The organism is Lysinibacillus fusiformis, assembly GCF_016925635.1.
GTDB classification, from domain to species: Bacteria; Bacillota; Bacilli; order Bacillales_A; family Planococcaceae; genus Lysinibacillus; species Lysinibacillus fusiformis_F.
The window spans coordinates 305,199-324,468 of record NZ_CP070490.1; the positions used below are offsets into that span (position 1 = coordinate 305,199).

15 protein-coding genes are annotated in these 19,270 nt (G+C 35.0%); 5 read left to right on the forward strand and 10 right to left on the reverse strand.

Features of this window, described 5'->3' with window-relative positions:
• The first annotated feature begins 2 nt into the window (after positions 1-2).
• Entirely contained in the window at positions 3-1,448 is a 1,446-nt protein-coding gene (locus JTI58_RS01425; RefSeq protein WP_205444734.1) for a M20 family metallopeptidase, read from the forward strand.
• 624 nt (positions 1,449-2,072) lie between these two features.
• Here JTI58_RS01425 and JTI58_RS24770 read toward each other — a convergent pair.
• Entirely contained in the window at positions 2,073-3,614 is a 1,542-nt protein-coding gene (locus tag JTI58_RS24770; RefSeq protein WP_243456276.1) for a xanthine permease, read from the reverse strand.
• Positions 3,615-3,998: 384 nt separating this feature from the next.
• Here JTI58_RS24770 and JTI58_RS01435 point away from each other — a divergent pair, with 384 nt between their 5' ends.
• Positions 3,999-5,126 carry a hypothetical protein gene (locus tag JTI58_RS01435; RefSeq protein ID WP_205444735.1) on the forward strand — a complete coding sequence of 376 codons (1,128 nt, stop codon included), beginning with the start codon at positions 3,999-4,001 and terminating at the stop codon, positions 5,124-5,126.
• A gap of 94 nt (positions 5,127-5,220) precedes the next feature.
• Here the strand turns inward: JTI58_RS01435 and JTI58_RS01440 are convergent, their stop codons facing one another.
• Together JTI58_RS01440 and JTI58_RS01445 are read right to left on the reverse strand one after the other, a co-directional pair.
• Positions 5,221-6,216: a DUF4179 domain-containing protein gene (locus tag JTI58_RS01440; RefSeq protein WP_205444736.1), complete on the reverse strand. Its 996-nt coding sequence runs from the start codon at positions 6,214-6,216 to the stop codon at positions 5,221-5,223.
• Complete coding sequence (locus tag JTI58_RS01445; RefSeq protein ID WP_205444737.1) at positions 6,217-6,747, reverse strand: sigma-70 family RNA polymerase sigma factor; 531 nt, start codon at positions 6,745-6,747, stop codon at positions 6,217-6,219.
• A 468-nt stretch (positions 6,748-7,215) separates the two neighbouring features.
• On the opposite strand from JTI58_RS01445, the gene JTI58_RS25175 reads away from it, so the two are divergent.
• Together JTI58_RS25175 and JTI58_RS01455 are read left to right on the forward strand one after the other, a co-directional pair.
• Positions 7,216-7,410 (forward strand): YjcZ family sporulation protein, encoded by a 195-nt coding sequence (locus JTI58_RS25175; protein ID WP_016995024.1) that lies wholly within the window; start codon positions 7,216-7,218, stop codon positions 7,408-7,410.
• A gap of 342 nt (positions 7,411-7,752) precedes the next feature.
• Positions 7,753-7,941 carry a hypothetical protein gene (locus tag JTI58_RS01455; protein ID WP_205444738.1) on the forward strand — a complete coding sequence of 63 codons (189 nt, stop codon included), beginning with the start codon at positions 7,753-7,755 and terminating at the stop codon, positions 7,939-7,941.
• A 198-nt stretch (positions 7,942-8,139) separates the two neighbouring features.
• Here JTI58_RS01455 and JTI58_RS01460 read toward each other — a convergent pair whose 3' ends face one another.
• The 6 genes from JTI58_RS01460 to JTI58_RS01485 all read right to left on the reverse strand — a co-directional run bounded on the left by JTI58_RS01460 (position 8,140) and on the right by JTI58_RS01485 (position 15,110).
• On the reverse strand, positions 8,140-8,943 hold the full coding sequence (locus tag JTI58_RS01460) for a fumarylacetoacetate hydrolase family protein (protein ID WP_205444739.1): 804 nt from the start codon (positions 8,941-8,943) through the stop codon (positions 8,140-8,142).
• A 60-nt stretch (positions 8,944-9,003) separates the two neighbouring features.
• On the reverse strand, positions 9,004-10,440 hold the full coding sequence (gene aspA / locus JTI58_RS01465) for an aspartate ammonia-lyase (RefSeq protein ID WP_205444740.1): 1,437 nt from the start codon (positions 10,438-10,440) through the stop codon (positions 9,004-9,006).
• A 242-nt stretch (positions 10,441-10,682) separates the two neighbouring features.
• Positions 10,683-11,396 carry a cysteate racemase gene (locus JTI58_RS01470; protein WP_205444741.1) on the reverse strand — a complete coding sequence of 238 codons (714 nt, stop codon included), beginning with the start codon at positions 11,394-11,396 and terminating at the stop codon, positions 10,683-10,685.
• A 219-nt stretch (positions 11,397-11,615) separates the two neighbouring features.
• Positions 11,616-12,695 carry a YkvI family membrane protein gene (locus JTI58_RS01475; RefSeq protein ID WP_205444743.1) on the reverse strand — a complete coding sequence of 360 codons (1,080 nt, stop codon included), beginning with the start codon at positions 12,693-12,695 and terminating at the stop codon, positions 11,616-11,618.
• Positions 12,696-13,161: 466 nt separating this feature from the next.
• Entirely contained in the window at positions 13,162-14,037 is an 876-nt protein-coding gene (locus JTI58_RS01480) for a LysR family transcriptional regulator (protein WP_205444744.1), read from the reverse strand.
• A 95-nt stretch (positions 14,038-14,132) separates the two neighbouring features.
• Positions 14,133-15,110 carry a carbon-nitrogen hydrolase family protein gene (locus JTI58_RS01485; RefSeq protein WP_205444746.1) on the reverse strand — a complete coding sequence of 326 codons (978 nt, stop codon included), beginning with the start codon at positions 15,108-15,110 and terminating at the stop codon, positions 14,133-14,135.
• 334 nt (positions 15,111-15,444) lie between these two features.
• On the opposite strand from JTI58_RS01485, the gene JTI58_RS01490 reads away from it, so the two are divergent.
• A complete protein-coding gene (locus JTI58_RS01490; RefSeq protein WP_205444748.1) occupies positions 15,445-16,356 on the forward strand; it encodes a LysR family transcriptional regulator in 912 nt (303 codons plus the stop codon).
• Between the two features lie 761 nt (positions 16,357-17,117).
• On the opposite strand, the gene JTI58_RS01495 is transcribed toward JTI58_RS01490, so the two are convergent.
• Positions 17,118-19,070 carry a lipoteichoic acid synthase gene (locus JTI58_RS01495; protein WP_205444749.1) on the reverse strand — a complete coding sequence of 651 codons (1,953 nt, stop codon included), beginning with the start codon at positions 19,068-19,070 and terminating at the stop codon, positions 17,118-17,120.
• Between the last annotated feature and the right edge of the window lie 200 nt (positions 19,071-19,270).

Here is a 19,270-nt window from a genome sequence, read left to right on the forward strand (position 1 = left end):
TTATGAGTTTAACAGACAAAATTGCACACTATATTGATCAAAAAAGCGGGCTATATAAAAATGTAAGCGATCGCATTTGGGACTATGCGGAAACAAGATTTGATGAGGTTCGCTCAGCCGATTTATTATGTAAAACGTTAGAGAATGAAGGGTTTCAAGTCGAAAGAGGCGTTACAAATCTTGAAACAGGCTTCATTGCAACCTTTGGAAATGGAAAGCCAGTGATCGCTATACTTGGTGAATATGATGCACTTGCAGAGTTAAGTCAACAGGCAGGGAGCGCGAACTATGAGCCAATCATCCAAAATGGCAATGGTCATGGCTGTGGTCATAACCTATTAGGTGTCGGGGCACTTGCAGGAGCCATTGCTACAAAACAGTACTTGGAGGACCATAACTTAGCCGGAACTGTAAAATATTTTGGCTGCCCTGCCGAAGAAAGTGGCTACGGCAAATCCTTTTTGGCTAGAGATGGGTATTTTAAAGATGTAGATGTTGCCTTTTCTTGGCATCCTGGCACAGTCAATGCCATTATGCATGCTAGAGCCAATGCGGTTATTAACGCTACATTTAAATTTAAAGGACGCAGTTCACACGCTGCTGCCACCCCTCATTTAGGAAGAAGTGCATTAGACGCAGTAGAGTTAATGAATGTTGGAGTAAATTATTTACGAGAACATATCGTAGATGAAGCAAGAATCCACTATGCCGTGACCAATACAGGTGGACTTGCGCCAAATGTTGTACAAGCTGAGGCTGAAGTGACTTACTTGATTCGCGCACCAAAACCAAATCAAGTAAAAGACTTATATCAACGTGTCCTCAATTGTGCAAAGGGTGCTGCTTTAATGACCGAAACAACGGTAGAAGAGCAAATTGTGGGATCTTGCCATAATTTAATTCCTAACAAAACATTGGAGAAGGTTATGCATCAGCATATGGAGGACTTAGGTAGCGCTAAAATCACAGAAGATGATATTCATTTTGCTAAGGAAATCTATCATACACTCTCCGACGAAGAAAAGAATGTAGCAGCTTTACAGGTTGGTAAAGAAGCGGCGCAAATTCTCATTGACAAGCCTATTGTTGATTTTCTTGCCCCTCTTCCAGAAGAACCATTTTTCATGGGTGGCTCAACCGATGTGGCGGATGTCAGCTGGAATGTTCCAACTGCCCAATGCACGACAGCCACATGGGCATTCGGAACACCATTCCATACATGGCAGGCTGTCGCACAAGGAAAATCAGCCTATGCTCATGAGGCAACACTGCTTGCTGGCAAGGCGATTGCTTGTACAGCGATCTCAGCTCTGGAAAATCCGTCATTAATCGAAGACGCAAAGGCCGAGTTAGTGGAGCGTCTTGATGGTGAAACGTATGAAGCCCTAATTCCTCAAGACTTAGTGCCCCCTAAAGCAATTCAAGCAACAGCTGTTATCATGGCATAACTGCCAATAAGACTTTCTATTGTTTGATAGAAAGTCTTATTCATGTTGTTGAAAAAAGATAATGTCAACGGCAGAAAAAGCAACTTGGCAAGGTGAGGGGTTGATTTCCGTTCCGCCAGCATCCTTTCCAGGGGGCGTCCGATGAGCCGCTTCACTCACTTCCGTTCGCTCCAGGGTCTCCTCTGTGACGCTAAATCCCCTTGGAGTGACGCTGGCTCCACTCCAATCAACCATTCTGCAAAGTGTCTTTACTTTTTTCATAGTAGCGATCAAATCGCCCATTATCTGTATTCTTAGCGGGGATAAGCTCTTATTTTCAGTGTGGAGAAGGATGCGTGACAACACCCTTCCATAAAGAGTAGTGAGCACCTTCACTTTATTTGAAAACCTTTGCTAAAAAGTTAGTGGGTTGAAGTGGAAGGCTACTTGACTCCCGTGGGATAGCGAGACAGGCGAGCCCCTGCACGGAGCGGGAGCGGAGGAAGCGGCTCGGCGCTCGCCCACAGGAAAGCAAGTAGCCTGCAACGGAAATCCATTTCTACCTTTCAATTGACTGTTTTGTTTTTCAACACTAAGAATAAGACTTTCTATTGTTTGATAGAAAGTCTTATTTTTATAGGCACTCTATTCACTTAAATTTTGTGCAGGGTCTTTCCGATCAACAAAATATTTGTAAAGGAATAAGCCTGTAACCATTAAGTATGCATAGACAAACTGCATCAGTTCAGGTTGAGCAATTCCTACTGTAGGTGCATGAATAATTCCAAAGAAGGATAGTATTGCGGCAATAAAGGCAAATATTGCAGCACGTAATGGCTTACCTAATATAGCAAAAATGGTGATTGAGCCCCAAATTAAACTACTAAGTGGTGCACCATTACCTAAATGAATTAGTCCATTATAATAGACGCCTTTCCCTAGCAGTGTATCTATACCGACAGAAGCCGCTGATGTTCCTGCAGCTGAAAAAATATTATTAGCCATTGTTAAGGCCCAGTTGGCAATCCAAGGGAATAATGTAATGAAAATAACAGGTACTTCTAAACTTGGTGTTTCGCGGACTACTTGGTTCGCTGTCACAATTCCTACATAAACAAGAATTGGTACAATGGCTACCACTGGTATTATCGCTAGTAGTAATTCTCCAACTCCAAACAAGCAAATAATGAGCATTGTAAAGCCTGAGGCAATTGTATAACCGATGCCAGCTCCCATTGCCTTCCATCCAGCATGTCCAATGTAGACTGTAACAGGAAATGGATTTCCAGAAAAAGCGCCAATGCTTGAAGCCACGCCATTCACTAACATCACATTGCGCGTATTATAGGGGTCCCCTGCCGCATGAGCACTTTCGATGTTTTCTAAATCAAAAATATAGTTTGCTAAACCTAAAGGAATGGCAGATGCTAAATAGGGTAAAGCATAGGGAATTGCTTGGAATAACCCGACAATATGTACCTCTGGCGGATTAAAGCCTAAATTTGAAAGGGCTGCTGTAATTGCCTCAGGACTCTGTAAACCAAACACCCACGCAAGAGCAGTCCCAGAAGCAAGCAGTAAAAACCCTGTTGGAATTTTCTTAAAGATCGGTGATTTCCCAAACCAGTTGATAAAAATAATCACTAATACAACAAATGCCACAATAGGTGTTTCAAATGACTGTAGCATGGGGTTCATAGCTAGCAATAATAAACCTAGTCCCGATAAACAGGACAACAGCACTGTTCTAGGAATTAGTTTACGCAGTAAGTCTCCTAGAAACGACCCAACAACCAAAATCATTGCTTCAAAGAAACACCAAACTAAGCCAATTTGAATAGCAAGATTAGCATCTTCAGTTTCTCTAAAGACGGGAATCAATACTAAAAACGTAACTGTAAAAATAGATGGAGCACTCGGCCCAGATGGTAAAGCCGTGACATCGGTTCTCCCCGTTTTCTTAGCCAGCTGCTGCGCAAACCAAGTGTAGGCAATGCTCGCAAGGAAAATGGCCAGGCCAAATGCAGGGACAACCCTTCCATAAACAAGATCATCTGGAAAACCTACAACAAATAAAAGTAGTGAAGCCATCGTCAACAAATTCGTTAAATTGTTAGCTAATAAACCAAAATATCCTGCCCAATCGCCTCGTTTCCAAAGCATTTCTTTAAATGACACTTGATTCATGTTTATCTCCCCTTTACTCGTGTATTGAGTAATTCAAATAAACCTATTTCCACTTTTAGCAAAAAAGGATGAATGTGCACATCTAGTAAACGCATTGTACTTCTTCATTTCATAGAAAGCGCTTTCTTGTCACTATTGTAAATTTTTCATTATATACCGTCATTAGCTATATAAACCAAAATAAGTTCCCCTCTGTTGTGCATTATGTACTGTAAATAATGACTATTTTCAACGAAATCGGGTAATAAAAAATGAAATACATGTAATCTATACTTTCTCGGAAAACAATCTTTTTAAAAATTTTTAAAAAAATTAAAACTTTTTCAATTGGTAAAACGTCTAATAATTGGTAACAGAAGTTAACCTAAAGGAGAATTGATAAATATGAAAAAACCTGCTAAAAAAACATGGATATTGGCTTCAGCACTAACACTTGGGATGGCCGTATTAACACCGCTTCAAGCTGGTGCAACATCTGTTGATACAACCAATAATGTAACGATTCAAATAGAACAAAAAATAACAGGTACCATTAAATATTTTGATGGTAGTAGCATTACCCTTAAAGGAACAGATGGAAAAAACTACTTCATTGGTTTGTATAAGTTCTCTGATAAGCAAATTGAGCAATTAAAGCTAAGGGAGGGGCAGGAAATTTCAGTTGAGGGTAGTATTTTGAAAGATTACTCAGACTTCTTTACCTTTGAAGTATATAAAAAAAGCTTACCTAAAGAAGTCACAAAAGAAGAATTAGTCCAACTAGAAAAGCTCTTTTCTGACATAAAAAAGGCTGAAAAAGAAGAGAATTATGAGGAAATGGAACGAATCTATGAGGCGATGGATAACATCACAAGACCTTATGAATTAGCAAATTGGCAACCTGAGCCATTTGAAGAATTTATCAATGAAGCGGCATTCGCTGAAAAAAATATCGTTATCAAAGCGCAAGATAAAGAACAGCTAAAAACACTTTATAGTAACTGGATTAAGTATGTAAAAGAAAATAAAACGGATGAGGCATCAGAAAACATTGATAAAATTTTCACTATTCTTGAACCTTATTACCAAGAATTATATCCTCCATTAACTTTTGAAGAGTACATGGCAGATATGAACGTCGATTTAACAAAAGAGGAACTTGCAAAACTTAAAACCCTCTATGAAGAGGCACAAAAAGCTGAAAAAGATAAAGACGATGAGTTGGCCATGAAGAAATGGGATCAATTCTATGAAATACTTCGCCCACACTTTAAGCCTGTTCCCTTCGAGGAATATATGACAGATATCGAATTCAGCATTAGTAATGCGGATTACGCAAAATTAAAACAACACTATGAAGAAGCAGTTGCCCTTGAACAAAAGGGTGAAGATGAAAAAGCTGGCGAGCAATGGGAAGCCTTCTACAAAATTTTAGACCCTTACTACGAAGCTAATAGAGAAATTCTCATCTCAGCATCTAAATTAACATTTAACGGGCAAGATTTACTTCCAGAGCCAGAACAAACTAAATAAAATTTCAAGGGCCCTCCTATTGGTTTAGGAGTGGCCCTTTTTGAAGTGACAATTTTGTCATGTTATCCGTGAAATAGTCATGTTAATCGATGGTTTACCCTAGAGAAATATTAATACTGGGGAGCGGAACTAGCTCTTTCCGCTCTAATGTTTTTTCATCTATAATTCTTATAGTGGGTGTGATGACTAGCGTTCGAATAGAAGGATCAGGTATAAAAACCTCAATATAGCCCTTTACTCGCCCTGAATCGCTTTTGATGGTTGTTGTTCCTACATTTTCATATATATTTCCAAGATTATCTTGTATGTCCACCATTAAAAATTCTGTATCCCAATCTAGATTGCCCTCAAAATAAAGAGTGGTTATATATTTTCCCGCTGTTATTTGATTACATAATAACTGGTATTGTTCATTACCAAATGGTATATTTACTTTTTTCGAATAGGCTCCGGTTGGTGTAAGTTCTAGTTGAAAGTTCCATAATCCTTCCACAAGGGTCGTATTCTCGATACCCTTAAAATCTTTAGGACGCCATTGAACATTTATCGTTTCATCAATCACTTTGTCTGAAATTCTCGCCGTAAACATACCAATCCAAGTATCATCATTCTTTTTAATGATTTGATGACTACGTACGTCTAAGTTGTTTCCGTTGACTTCTAAATCACCACTCCAAAATAGCGGGGGTTCATTTATCGGTTCTTCGTGCTTCACTTCATAACTAACCGATACAATCGTTCCATCGAAAAAAGCCTCAGCTAATTCAATGGAAGTGCCGTTACTTTCGTCTATTTGATTAATGATTGTTGCATAATCACTAAATACTTGTAATTGAGGATTATCATTGCTTTTTAATAGCTGCTGTACAATCGGTAAACGATTAGCCACGGCTGGTAGCCAAATGACACTACTAGTAAAAATGAATGTCAACATGGCGACCACACTAACCCATTTCCATTTTTTAAGTGCATCCTTCTTGCTTGAAGTTGATCGTAAAACACTTTTTTCAATATTACTCTTTTCCCAATCAGATAATTCAACTGCTTCAATCTCTTCAACATCTAATTTGATAAAGTCCTTTTCGTTCATTTAGATACCTCCCAGCTCTTCTGTTAACTTTAACTTCCCTCGATATAAACGATTTTCAACCGCTGATTTAGTTAGACCAAATATCTCTGCGATTTCTCTGTTCGAATATCCTAAGTAGTATTTCAAAAGAAAAATTTCCTGATCGTTTTTATTTAAATTTAAAATACTGATAAATAGCTGCTCTTTTTGTACTCTTCGTTCTACGATGCTTTCTGGAAGGTCCTTGTTATTTGAAATTGATGGGAGTAACTCGACTGTTTTTGGTTTATTTTGAAGGCTTCGGTATGTATCAATCGCTTTATATTTTGCAATAACACCAATCCATTTTTTAAAATCAATCTCATCACCAGTAAATTGCATACTCTTTTGCCAAATGGTTAGAAATACATCGTTGATACATTCTTCAATAGCTGTATGGTTAGGCTGTAACACTTTTAACACAATGGCTTTAACATACCCTCCATATCTGTTAATCACTTCTCTTAAAGCTTGTTCATCCTTTTTTTGTAGCTGATTAATTAATGAATACACGAAGTTAGAAAACCTCCTTTCTTCTCTACAAGTAATAACGAGCAAATGAAAGAAAACTCTCACTTTATTTTTAATTAAAAATATAAATGATTCCTTTCCACAGCGCCATGTAGTTAAAAATAGAAACGGAATAACATGAATTTTACTGTTTTAAACCTGTTCCACCGTTATTCATAAAAAAATTATTATCAAATCCTAATAAAAGCTACTGACAATAACGATGAGTGGATTGGCAATGACGTTCCCATTTCTCAATGATAGGCTAAACAAGAAGGCCACAATCATGGATTACAACTAATCTTCATGCTGTAACAAGCATCGTTGAGTTTTATTCATATCAAGTGTTTAGTGATACTCCTCATTCGCTCATGATCCTTTTTAAAATTACCGAAATACGATTCATTAGACGAATACCCTTTTCCCTTTCAACGGCATTCATACAATAAACTGAAGAAAGGAGAGATCTTGATGGGATACTTTGGAAACATGGGTAATTTCAATTGTTGTTATGGAGGCTATGGTAATGACTATAGCGGAGGTTATAGCATGAGTTGTGGTATGGACTATGGCGGCAAGAATAATAGTTCAACATTCGTTTTAATCGTTGTACTATTCATACTTCTCATTATTGTAGGCGCAGCATTCGTGCAAAAAGAATATTAATATTTTTTGATAGTACGTGAAAAAACATGAAAAAGGGATAATCTTCATTATTGGCAGCTAACAATAATGTCGATACATCCACACATTCAATAGCAAAAAGGGTCACTCCCAGCCTAGTGACCCTTTTTAAACCTGTATACCCTTCATCTTGTTCAATTTTAAATTCTCCATCTACCACATCTTCGGTTTTACAAAACGCTAGTGAAAATATAATAACCCAACACTTTCACTTCAAATTACGCCCCATTTTCGCTTTTGCTCCATAAAGTTCTTAAAATGAAACCAACTAAAACGTTGAATCGTATATTTATCAGAACTATTTTTGAAAAGGAGTAAAGTACTATGAAGGAATGGTGGCAAGGAAGGAAAAACAAAAAGAGAAGTGTTAAGAAAAGGAATGATCAATACTCATTATTTGATTTATTTCTTGACGTACTTGGTTGGATACCAGAATTGCTTTTCCTCCCATTTAGAATCATTTATTGGTTGTTTAGAGGGATTGGAAGATTTATTGGAGAAGGTTTTAATTAAAAAACTGCTCAAAAGGATATCATTTAATTTTTTTGTACCAATACGATTGAGGCAAGGGCAAGTTTTGTTGAGCATTCTACAAAAAGATTCTCTTTCAAGAATTGATTGTAAAATTTATCTTATTATACAAAAGGGATAAAGTCATTTACTTGAGGCCCTGACCCTATCCCTATTTCACTTAGATCATTTAAAATACGATTAAATTACATAATTACTTAACTTACCTATATTCTCTACTTCAACAGATACAATGTCACCTGACTTCATTGGGCAACTCCCAGATGGCGATCCTGTAGCCAAAACATCTCCTGGTTCTAAAGTCATAACTTGTGAAATCCAGCTAACAAGATAAGGGATAGAGAATGACATCTGACTAGTATTCCCTTCTTGAACAACTTTGCCATTCAAGGTTGTAACAATTCGTAAATTCGTAGGATCAATACCTTTTACAATCCACGGACCTAATGGACCAAACGTGTCGAAACCTTTAGCACGTGTAAATTGAGGATCAGTTTTTGTAAGATCTCTCGCTGTTACATCGTTGAAAATGGTACAGCCAAAAATATAATCCATTGCTTCTTCTTCTTTTATATTCTTTCCACGTTTCCCAATAATGAGAGCCAATTCTCCTTCCATTTCAACCTGTTTAGTTAATTTACTGGATGGAAGAATAATTTCGCCCTCATTTGGTATCAATGAAGATGTTGGTTTTAAAAATAGAAATGGTTCCTTAAGAAAAGGCTTACCTCCAGTTTCTTTTGCATGTTCAGCATATGTCCAGCCAAAGTTAATGATTTTTGAGGGTATTACAGGTTCCAAAATTTTAACATCTTTATACTTAAATTTTAAACCATCAAATTTCAATTCATCATTTATTAATTCAGTAAAATTACTAGTCAATTGTAAAACTTCTCCCCCTTCAACAATTCCATAATATATTTGATCGTCAGGATTCAGATAGCGAACAATTTTCTGCATTTTTGGTTGTACTTGTTTTATCATATAAACCTACTCTTTCTATAGTTAATGCTACTTATAACTTTTTTAGTCTTACTTGATTATTCAATGCTTATTCATTAAAGAAGCCCCTGAAATTCCAGGTTTAGTCATCTCAAAAGGATTTAAAATTAATTCCATCTCCTCTTCAGTTAATACACCCCTTTTTAAGCATAGCTCCCGTACGGATTGTTCATTCAAAATTGCCTCTCTTGCAATATTTGCTGCTACTTCATATCCAATATGTGGGTTTACAGCTGTAATAATGCCTACACTTTTTTCAACGTACTCTTTTAACCGTGTTTCATTTGCTTCAATTCCTTTTAAACAATGTTCTGTAAAAACATGAAATGCATTATTCATTATACTGATTGACTGTAATAAATTAAATACTAGAATAGGCTCCATAACATTTAATTCAAGCTGACCCGCTTCTGAAGCTAGACAAATAGTATGATCATTCCCGATTACTTGAAAAGCTACTTGATTAATCATTTCAGGCATTACTGGATTAACCTTTCCAGGCATAATAGATGAGCCAGGTTGACGTGCAGGTAAGATAAGTTCAGCTAATCCTGTACGAGGACCAGACGCCATTAATCGGATATCATTCGCTATCTTAGACATATTAATCATACAAATTTTTAATGTAGCTGAAACCTCTGTATAAGCATCGGTATTCTGAGTAGCATCAACAAGATGATCTGCGCCCTGCAATGGTAACCCACTCATATGTGCAAGGTTACTTACAACATTTTCAATGTAATCAGGATCTGCATTTAATCCTGTTCCTACAGCAGTTGCTCCCATATTTACCTCATATAAATTTTGTCTTGATTGTTTAATTCGTTTAATATCTCGGTCTATTACTCGACTATATGCTTCAAACTCTTGACCAAGTCTGATAGGGACAGCATCTTGTAAATGGGTACGTCCCATTTTTATTATATGGTCAAACTTATTGGATTTTTGTTTAAATATACTATGCATACTGGTCATAGTTTTTAATAGTCGATTTAATAAATTAAGTGTTGCAATATGGATAGCAGTAGGAAATACATCATTTGTTGATTGCGACATATTTACATGACTATTTGGACTTAGCGTTCTATATGACCCTTTTTCATACTCAAGCAATTCCAATGCACGGTTAGCAATAATTTCGTTTATATTCATATTCATGGATGTGCCTGCTCCACCTTGGATAGGATCCACAATGAACTGCTCATGCCAATCCCCTTCTATGATTTCATCTGCAGCCTGAACAATTGCTTTGCCAAGTTTTTGATTTAAACGTTTCACGCTCATATTAGCAAGAGCTGCAGCCTTTTTCACTATTGCTAAAGCTTTAATAAGGTCTTCATGAACCCTATATCCTGTTATTGGGAAGTTCTCCACAGCACGTAATGTCTGTATTCCATAATAAGCGTGCTTAGGAATTTCTTTTGACCCTAAAAAGTCATTCTCAGTTCGTACAGCTCGTTTTTCTTTTGGGTTTATCATGATGGTTCCTCCTTATTTAAAAATCAACTAACTTCATTACGCGATACCCATTGATTAGATTAGTTAAAGTTCAGTTTAGATTATTATAATTTTCTTTTAATCTCTTGAACTATAGAAGAAACCTATCATGTTATAGAAGTATTAAATTGGAATTAAATATAAAAAGAAACACTAAACCAAATAATTTTTGTGTGTTTAGTGTCGTTTGAACATATAATTTATTTAGATAAATGGAATCAATACTAATATTTATTTTCAGAATGGGCTTTCTTTCTTAAACCAGATGCCTTATTAATTATGGACTTCGCTAAAATTTCTGTTGGATCAATAACACGAATGCTTTGGGTTGACTTCAGCACCAGAGGAATCTCTGTACAACCTGCTATTATAGCTTCTGCCCCTCTAGTGATTAAATTATTTGCTACTTTCGAAAGATATAAGAGACCTTTCTCTAAATCCCCTCCTTTTATAGCATATATTCCTTCCATCACATCTTTTTGCATTTTCATATGAGGTTCAAAGACTTCAACCTCATAAGTTTTGCAGCTATGTTGATATAGTTTAGTATTGATTGTTCCATCAGTAGCTAATAAACCTACTTTTTTAATACTATTGTCTTGTAAATAGCTAGCTGTCTCTAAAGGCATATGTAGAATCGGGATATTGACAGAGTCTTTTATTGATTGAAAGTAAAAGTGTGCTGTATTGCATGCAATGGCAAGAAAATCTGCTCCCGCACTTTCTAATCGTTGCGCTGATTGAATAATGAATGGGGTAGGGTCTGTACCGTTACCTAAAATGGCAGTTGTTCGATCAGGTATTTGAGAATAATTGTCCACGATAATATGAAGATGATCCTGATCCTTCTTTGCTGGTGTATAAAGAATAATTTTATTCATTAAATCTACAGTTGCTAATGGGCCCATTCCACCAATAATTCCAACTACTTTTTTCATTTTCTTCATCTCTTTTTCATATATTTTTAAAACTTTACTTTATTATAATTTTTAAGCTAGGTGTTGAATTATAAAAACATTCTATACACTAATAGAAACTATAAATGGATTATTATTAATGAAAGTGCTATCTATATGCTTCATAATTTATTTTCTAGTAAGAGATATGGCACAAAAAAACCAGGATTAACAAATAAATTGTTATTCCTGGAGTAATAATTATATAGCCTTATTTTCTATTGTTTGAATATGTGAATTTTGTTTTCCTCGAACCCAAGCAATGATAATGGCTGCTATTAACGTAAATCCTAAATATCCAGTAATAGGATATAGCGTTCCTACAAGCTTTGTAAAACCAACAAAGCTTGCAGCAAAACCTGCTAGTCCAATTATCGGAACAAACACTTTAAATTTAAGGCTAGAAGGTTTTACAATTCGAACGGAGAATCCATAAAGCATACCTACAGCCGTGTTAAAAATCATTGCCAAAAGAACAATAGTCATGCCCACACCAATTATAGGTGATATTTCATTTGCAAGATAAAGCATTGGAATATCCAAACTTCCAACATCATTAATTCTAGTGAACATACCAACGTTAATTAAAATCAGCATTAACCCTAGACCTAAGCCCCCCAGAATACCGCCAAACCCTGCAACTTTGTCGTCTTTTGTTGTCCCTCCCATAACAGCCAGCATAGCAACTCCGCTAGTAATATTGAATGATACATATAATAAACCAGATATAAACCAGTTCGATGTTGAAGATTTTTGCATTTGAGCTATTTTATCAAGCTCTGTAAAGCTTGTATCCATTGTAAACAAAGCATACGCAGCAATGATTAATACAAAAGCAATAAGTACAGGCGTAATACTGCCGATAATATTTATTACCTTTTCAACATTAAATAAGCAAGTCGTAATTGTTAATGCCACCATGAATAAACTTCCGACAGCACTCGGGATTCCAAATTGTTGTTGGAATGTAGATCCCGCTCCAGCGAACATAATGACAGCTACGCCGAATAAGAAAAAAGTAATAATTATGTCCACGGCTATTCCTAAGTATCTTCCACAAATACTATAGACAACCTCTTTATGAGAATGTGTTTGTAACCTACTTCCTATTTGTGTAATATTCATTCCTAAAAATGCGAATAGTAGTGTCGCCACTATTACTCCGAAAAAACTAAGCCATCCGAAACTAGTGAAAAATTGCAAAACTTCTAACCCGGAAGCAAATCCTGCACCAACAATTGTACCAATATACGCTCCTGCAATTTGAATACTCTTTCTCATAAAAAAACCTCCATTTTATTTTGAATATTAAGATAATTAAATCAAGAAAATTCTTCTGAAATAGTTATGATGTCCCCCTTTAAATATCTAAAAGCTTTGGACTTCTATCATCTGATAACACTTAAATTTCTAATTTCTAATCTAGTCACCTCCTTTAAAGTAAAAAGTAGGGCTCATACGGTATTGCAGCCCCTTTCATTTTTTTATTCAATAAGTTCAACAAAACGACATCAAAGAGCCTCTCGGTTTAAACATGTCATCTTCATTTGAACATTCAAATGAAGAGATAAAATCATGTATAATAATTGAATTTTTCTTAAAGTTTCATTCATTATAAAATCCCCTCAGCAAGTTGAGTTATAGAAGTAAGTTATATGGTTATAGAAGATATCAATCGGAATTATATGGAACAATGAAATGCACATCAGAACAATAAAAAAACACTAAACCAACAAATTTTGATGGTTTAGTGCTGTTCAAACATTTTATCCTTTAAGAAATCCATAAACACAGATTCAGCCTTACCTTTTAAATGAATAAAATCAATACTAATATTTGTTTTCACAGGTGGCGTCATTTCAACTTGAAAAAGCTCTTCATTTTCCAATTCCTTTTTTACACAATGCTCAGGTAGAAAGCAGATGCCTCCTCCTTGGAGTACAAGTTTTTTTGCAGTTTCCATATTATCTACTTCTAAATATATATTTGGATTTAGATTATTATTTAAGAATAGTCGATGTATGGCAAGCCATTCTATAGAACCATAATCAAAAAAAATAAGTGGTTGTTTACTAACATCTTCAACTGTTACACTTTCTTCTTTTAAAAATAGATGATTTTTAGGAACAAAAAGACGAATTGGATCATTATAAAGACGAATAGATTCTACTTGAGGATGATTTTCCGTTCGCACAATACCAAAATCCACCTCTTTATTTATGACCTTGTTTAAAATGTCTTTAGAATGTCCTGTTAAAATCTTAATTCGGACATTCTCAAATTTTGAAATAAAGGCAGGCAAGATATCTGGAAGAACATTATTCGAAATTGATAAAGCACTTCCAATTACTAAATCATAAGGGATATTTACTTGCTGTAAGCCGTACTTCGCCTCCTTATACGATTGGAGTATTTTTTGTGCGTGTAAAAGAAAGTATTCGCCTTTATCAGTTAAAGAAATTTTATTTCCATTTCGATGAAAAAGTTTTAAATTAATATCTCGTTCAAGAGACTGAATTCGTGCAGTTATAGATGGTTGAGTTAAATAAAGAGCTTCAGCTGCTTTATTGAAACTACCTAGCTGACATACGTAGATGAATGCCTCAATATTCTCTATATTCATTTGAATAACCTCTTATCTTCCTATATATATATAGAAAGGAGAAAACAATCTTCCTAGAATCATTGCCTTCTCCTTTTCAGCCCCATTATATTTTCTTATTTACTGTTCGAATAGCCTTTATTTTCCCATTCTACGTTTTCCTTTTTTTCCTCATTTACCATTAACTTAAATACATCAGGTCTTGCATAATGCCCAACCACATCAAAATCAAATTGACTGTAGGCTATATCGCGTAAATCAAGATCAGCAATTAAAATGTCTTCCTTGCCGAATACAGGTTCCTTCACATAATCCCCTAATGGACCAACAATCGCACTCCCGCCCATACACATTTCATCTGGAAAAGTTTCTAACTCGTCATAACAGGCTAAGTCTGTAGGGTACATATCTTTTGTGAAATATTGATTGCATGATAAAACAAAGCATCTTCCTTCCAAAGCAATATGACGAATCGATAGCTGCCATGTATCCTTTGCATCTGCTGTAGGGGCAATATATAATTGAACACCCTTTGCATACATCGCTGCTCGAGCTAATGGCATGTAATTTTCCCAACAAATTAAAGCGCCTATTTTGCCATAGGGTGTATCAAATACAGGAAGTGTGCTTCCATCGCCTTCTCCCCAGATTAATCGTTCGGCGCCAGTAGGTTTTAATTTTCTATGTTTCCCAAGTAAAGTCCCATCTGGTCCGAAAAATAATACGGTGCAAAATACGGTGCCTCCACTTGATTCATTATCTCTTTCAATTACTCCAATAATGAGATATACACCTGCATCCCGTGCAGCTTCTCCTAATCTATCCGTTGTTTCACTTGGAACTAGAATTGAATTTTCCCAATAACGTAGCCAGTCTTTTCGCCCTTCAGGAGCACGACTTCCTACTTTTGTGCCGAAAGAGAATCCCCTTGGATAACCAGGGATAAAAGCTTCCGGGAATACAACAATTTTCGCTCCCTTTTCACCTGCTTGCATAGTTAATGAGACTGCCTTCTCAGTCGATGCTTCACTATCCATAAATATAGATGCTGCTTGGATCACCGCTACTCGTACATTGTTCTCTTTTTTAGTCATTTTATTTTCCTCCCATTAATATAAGAATATTCAGTCTTTTAAATTTACTATTGAAATTATGCTCCTTATATCAACATAGTAAACTGTCAAACTCTATTTACTCCATATGCTTTTTCAAAGAAGTCCTATCTAAGAATGAGTGCTCTTTAATTTATCTTATCCTTTCTTAAAGTACTTTTTTGAATAACCTAAGTTGGTCTTATTCACTCTTATATAGAAAGCGACTCAGGTGTATACAATTGCATTTTAATTTTACATTTGCCCTACTATTTAGTAAAATACATAATCATCATACAAACTATTCTAAAAAAGAATATTAAGAGAGTGATAATACATGCAAATTCAACTAAAAGACTTAGATATTTTTGTGAAAGTAGCTGAACACAACAGCTTCACAAAAGCATCAGAGGTATTATTTATTGCGCAGCCCTCATTAAGTAAATCTGTTCAAAAATTAGAAAAAGAACTAAATGTAACCTTATTTGATAGATCCAATAGAAAATTACGTCTCACTGAGGTTGGAATGATTGTTTATGAGAAAAGTAAAGCTATCCTTTCAACTTTAGAAAGTATCTCTACTTCCATTGCTGATTTATCGGAATTAGTAACTGGAAATTTAAAAGTGGGTGTATCCCATATAGTTGGAACTTTATTCTTTCCCAAAGTAGCCCAAGTATATGTAAATAATTTCCCAGGAGTAACATTAGAGATATTTGAGGAAGGTGGACTCGTAATTGAAAAACATATCGAAAGGGGACTGGTGGATATAGGATTTGTCGTATTGACAAAGAAGAACGAACATTTAAAACATACTTCAATCTACAATGATGAATTTGTATTATGTGTTTCGTCTAAACATCCTTTATCAAATTTAAAGATTGTATCATTAGTCGATCTAATAGATGAAAATTTTATTTTCTTTTCTAAGAAATGGGCATTACATGAACTGGTTATCAATGCATGTAAGGATGTAGGCTTTATTCCTAAAGTTGCGTTTGAAAGTGAGCAATGGGATTTGATCATCGAATTAGTTTCTGCCCAGTTAGGGATTACACTAATTCCCAAAATCTTAGCTAGTAAATTGAATGATGTTGATATTGTATCCATCCCACTCACTAACCCTACGATTGAATGGAATATTGGAGTCGTTACTAATGGGAAATCATATCAAACCTTCGCGTTAAAAGCGTTTCTTAAAATTGTTAATCAAGTATACAATGATATAGATTCAAGTTTTGAAGATTAATTTAGATTTTATAACAGTATTTTAAGATGCTAGAGTGTTTGTCGATCAAACCCTCTTTTTATCTGAATGTGCCTAAAAGATAAAGAACCACTCTCTTAAATGAAAATGGTTCTTTCAACGCCTCATCGTACTTACTTTAAAAAAGCTTTTTCTCTAGTTTTCCGCTTCATAATTCTAGATGTATTCAACACAACTTTTGTATAAAAAGTATATATTAGTGGTTCATATTATTTACTAAGTCTTTATTATATGCAACCCACTTTTCCATTTCTCTCTCCACAGCTCGGTTTTGCCACTCAAACCAAATACCTATACATTCACTGCAGTGACTATCGACACCCTTTTTTTCATGCGTATCTTTACATGTAAACACAGTCCTTTTACGACAACTGTAACAGTAAATGACAATATCCTTATAAAATTCCATCACAATCAACTCCTACAATTTACACCTATTTCTTTCCTTTTTTCATATAAATTATTCTTTAAAAAGAAATAAGTAAAGATGAAGGGTACTCTAATGGTTATTCTTGCCTCTCCTTAATAAAAGCGATTCAACCCCTTACTATTAAAGGATTTGAATCGCTTTTGCAGTTAGTCCAACTTTTCAATTTGAACCTCGATATGTCCCGAGGAGGAATATAAATTCTCGATATTTTCTCAAAATAACGTTAAAAAAGCTATCCAAGGTAATGGTAAGATATCATATACACGCTGATATCTTACACATTTCCTTGAACTGCCAAAGTAAATTGCTTAAATTATTTAGATTCTACATTCTCATCATGAGAGTAATTATATTGAGAAGGATCAACTGGCGTATAACCTGTTGGCGTATAGAATCTCAATAAGTCACCATTTACGACTCTATCAGATAACGCCAATTTATGATCTACTTCATTTTTAATCGTTTTCGCTTCCTCTAATTGACTCTCGTCTAATGGTAAGCCTGTTTTATTATCATAAAATTTTTCATTAATTGAATAAATCGTAGGACTGACAAAATCGCCATTTCTAAATGGTACAACTTCATCATGCTCTTCTGATAATAAATCTGAACCAAATTGAACAAATTGTTGTGAATCAATCCCTAGTAAATGTAATAGCGTAGGGAGTAAGTCTGTTTGACCACCATAGCTATGGTTAGTACCACCTTGTATGCCTGGAACATGTATAAATAATGGTACACGTTGTAAATTAGCACTTTCATATGGTGTAATTTCTTTTCCAACGACTTGTTCCATCGCTTTATTATGATTATCGGAAATACCGTAATGGTCACCATAAAGAACAATCATCGAATGATCATATAAACCTGATTCTTTTAATTGTTGGAAGACCTGTTGGATTGCTTCGTCTGCATAACGAGCTGTTTGGAAATAATTATCAACGCTTGCATCTCCCGTATTAGCTTTATCAATTGTCACTAAGTCTTGATTCATTTTATATGGATAGTGATTCCCTACCGTAATTAATTTTGTATAAAAAGGTTGTGGTAAGGAGCTTAAAAGACTTTGAGATTGTTCAAAGAATGGTTTATCTAACAAACCATATTCAGCCATGTCCTCTGAAGTACCTGTGTTATAGTAACTAGCATCAAAGAATTTGTCGAATCCAAATGATTTATAAATCACATTTCTGTTCCAGAAGCTTCCGTTATTACCATGGAATACAGCCGATGTATAACCATAATCTTTTAAAATACTCGGTGCTGCCTGATACGTATTTTGTGCTTTTGTAATATAAGCAGATCCTTGTGGTAATCCAAATAAAGAGTTTTCAAGCATAAATTCTGCATCAGACGTTTTACCTTGACCTGTTTGATGGAAGAAATTATCAAAATACAATGTATTCTTATCTTTTGCTAATGAATTTAAAAATGGTGTTACTTCTTCACCGTTTAATTTATAGTCGATTAAAAAGTTTTGGAATGATTCTAAATGTAAATAGATAACGTTCATTCCCTTTGCTGCACCAAAATATTGCGTATTCGGTTTGGCATAGTTTGATTTTGTATAGTTAATGACTTCTGTAATATCATTGCTGTCCGCCAAAGCTCTCTGAGAAGAAGCTTTCATCGTTTCAACTGAATCATAAATCGTATAGTTATACATTCCTAGATATTTCACAATATAGTTTCTATCAAAACCACGTGTTAAAAGTTGAGGACGATTAGATTCAGCTAGTCCTAAATTAAGGACTGATATCGCTAATGCAAAGGCAATGATTGCCATTCCTTTTTTATAGCCAAAACGCTTCGTATCTTTTTGGATTTTTTTAGAGAATCGTAGATAAAACATAACAAATACATCCACAAAGAATAAGATATCATAAGGTTTTAGTAAAGAAAGAACACTGCCGCCTAAATCCCCAAAGTTCTGCGTTTGGGAAAGTGTAGGTAATGTAATGAAATCACTAAAGAATCGGTAATAAACAATATTGGCATATAAAACAATGGACATCAAAGTGTAAACTACAACGAGTGATGTGTATTTTCTTTTTCCTTTAAATATAAATGAAAATCCTAGAAATAGCATTGCTGAGCCTAGTGGATTTATTAGTAAAAGGAATTGTTGAATGATTCCTTCTACACCTAAGTCAAATTGTGATAATTGAGAGATGTATGTTTTAATCCATAACATTAATACTGCTACTATATAAATTCCTAAAAAGTTGTGTAATAGGTTACCTTTTTTATTTACTAGATTTTTCATTATTGCACCTACCTTTTACTGATTAAATTAAAATCTAGATGTATATGAACTTAAATGATAAGGTCTGTATTGCACTTTAATAAATGTTACGTTACAATAGCTTTTTTCGCGACCAATGTATAGTACTCCCCATTTAAACTTCTGTCAAGTTGTTAGCTATTCTTCATATAAATAATTCTAATTAACCTAAATATTGTCCA

What these genes read in the sequence shown, in the direction of transcription:
- aspA (WP_205444740.1), bottom strand. Translation starts at nt 10,440, where the DNA reads ATGATAAACCCAAAAGAAAAACGAGCTGTACGAACTGAGAATGACTTT.
- JTI58_RS25175 (WP_016995024.1), top strand. Translation starts at nt 7,216, where the DNA reads ATGGGATACTTTGGAAACATGGGTAATTTCAATTGTTGTTATGGAGGC.
- JTI58_RS01490 (WP_205444748.1), top strand. Translation starts at nt 15,445, where the DNA reads ATGCAAATTCAACTAAAAGACTTAGATATTTTTGTGAAAGTAGCTGAA.
- JTI58_RS01460 (WP_205444739.1), bottom strand. Translation starts at nt 8,943, where the DNA reads ATGATAAAACAAGTACAACCAAAAATGCAGAAAATTGTTCGCTATCTG.
- JTI58_RS01455 (WP_205444738.1), top strand. Translation starts at nt 7,753, where the DNA reads ATGAAGGAATGGTGGCAAGGAAGGAAAAACAAAAAGAGAAGTGTTAAG.
- JTI58_RS01470 (WP_205444741.1), bottom strand. Translation starts at nt 11,396, where the DNA reads ATGAAAAAAGTAGTTGGAATTATTGGTGGAATGGGCCCATTAGCAACT.
- JTI58_RS01495 (WP_205444749.1), bottom strand. Translation starts at nt 19,070, where the DNA reads ATGAAAAATCTAGTAAATAAAAAAGGTAACCTATTACACAACTTTTTA.
- JTI58_RS01435 (WP_205444735.1), top strand. Translation starts at nt 3,999, where the DNA reads ATGAAAAAACCTGCTAAAAAAACATGGATATTGGCTTCAGCACTAACA.
- JTI58_RS24770 (WP_243456276.1), bottom strand. Translation starts at nt 3,614, where the DNA reads ATGAATCAAGTGTCATTTAAAGAAATGCTTTGGAAACGAGGCGATTGG.
- JTI58_RS01425 (WP_205444734.1), top strand. Translation starts at nt 3, where the DNA reads ATGAGTTTAACAGACAAAATTGCACACTATATTGATCAAAAAAGCGGG.
- JTI58_RS01475 (WP_205444743.1), bottom strand. Translation starts at nt 12,695, where the DNA reads ATGAGAAAGAGTATTCAAATTGCAGGAGCGTATATTGGTACAATTGTT.
- JTI58_RS01485 (WP_205444746.1), bottom strand. Translation starts at nt 15,110, where the DNA reads ATGACTAAAAAAGAGAACAATGTACGAGTAGCGGTGATCCAAGCAGCA.
- JTI58_RS01440 (WP_205444736.1), bottom strand. Translation starts at nt 6,216, where the DNA reads ATGAACGAAAAGGACTTTATCAAATTAGATGTTGAAGAGATTGAAGCA.
- JTI58_RS01480 (WP_205444744.1), bottom strand. Translation starts at nt 14,037, where the DNA reads ATGAATATAGAGAATATTGAGGCATTCATCTACGTATGTCAGCTAGGT.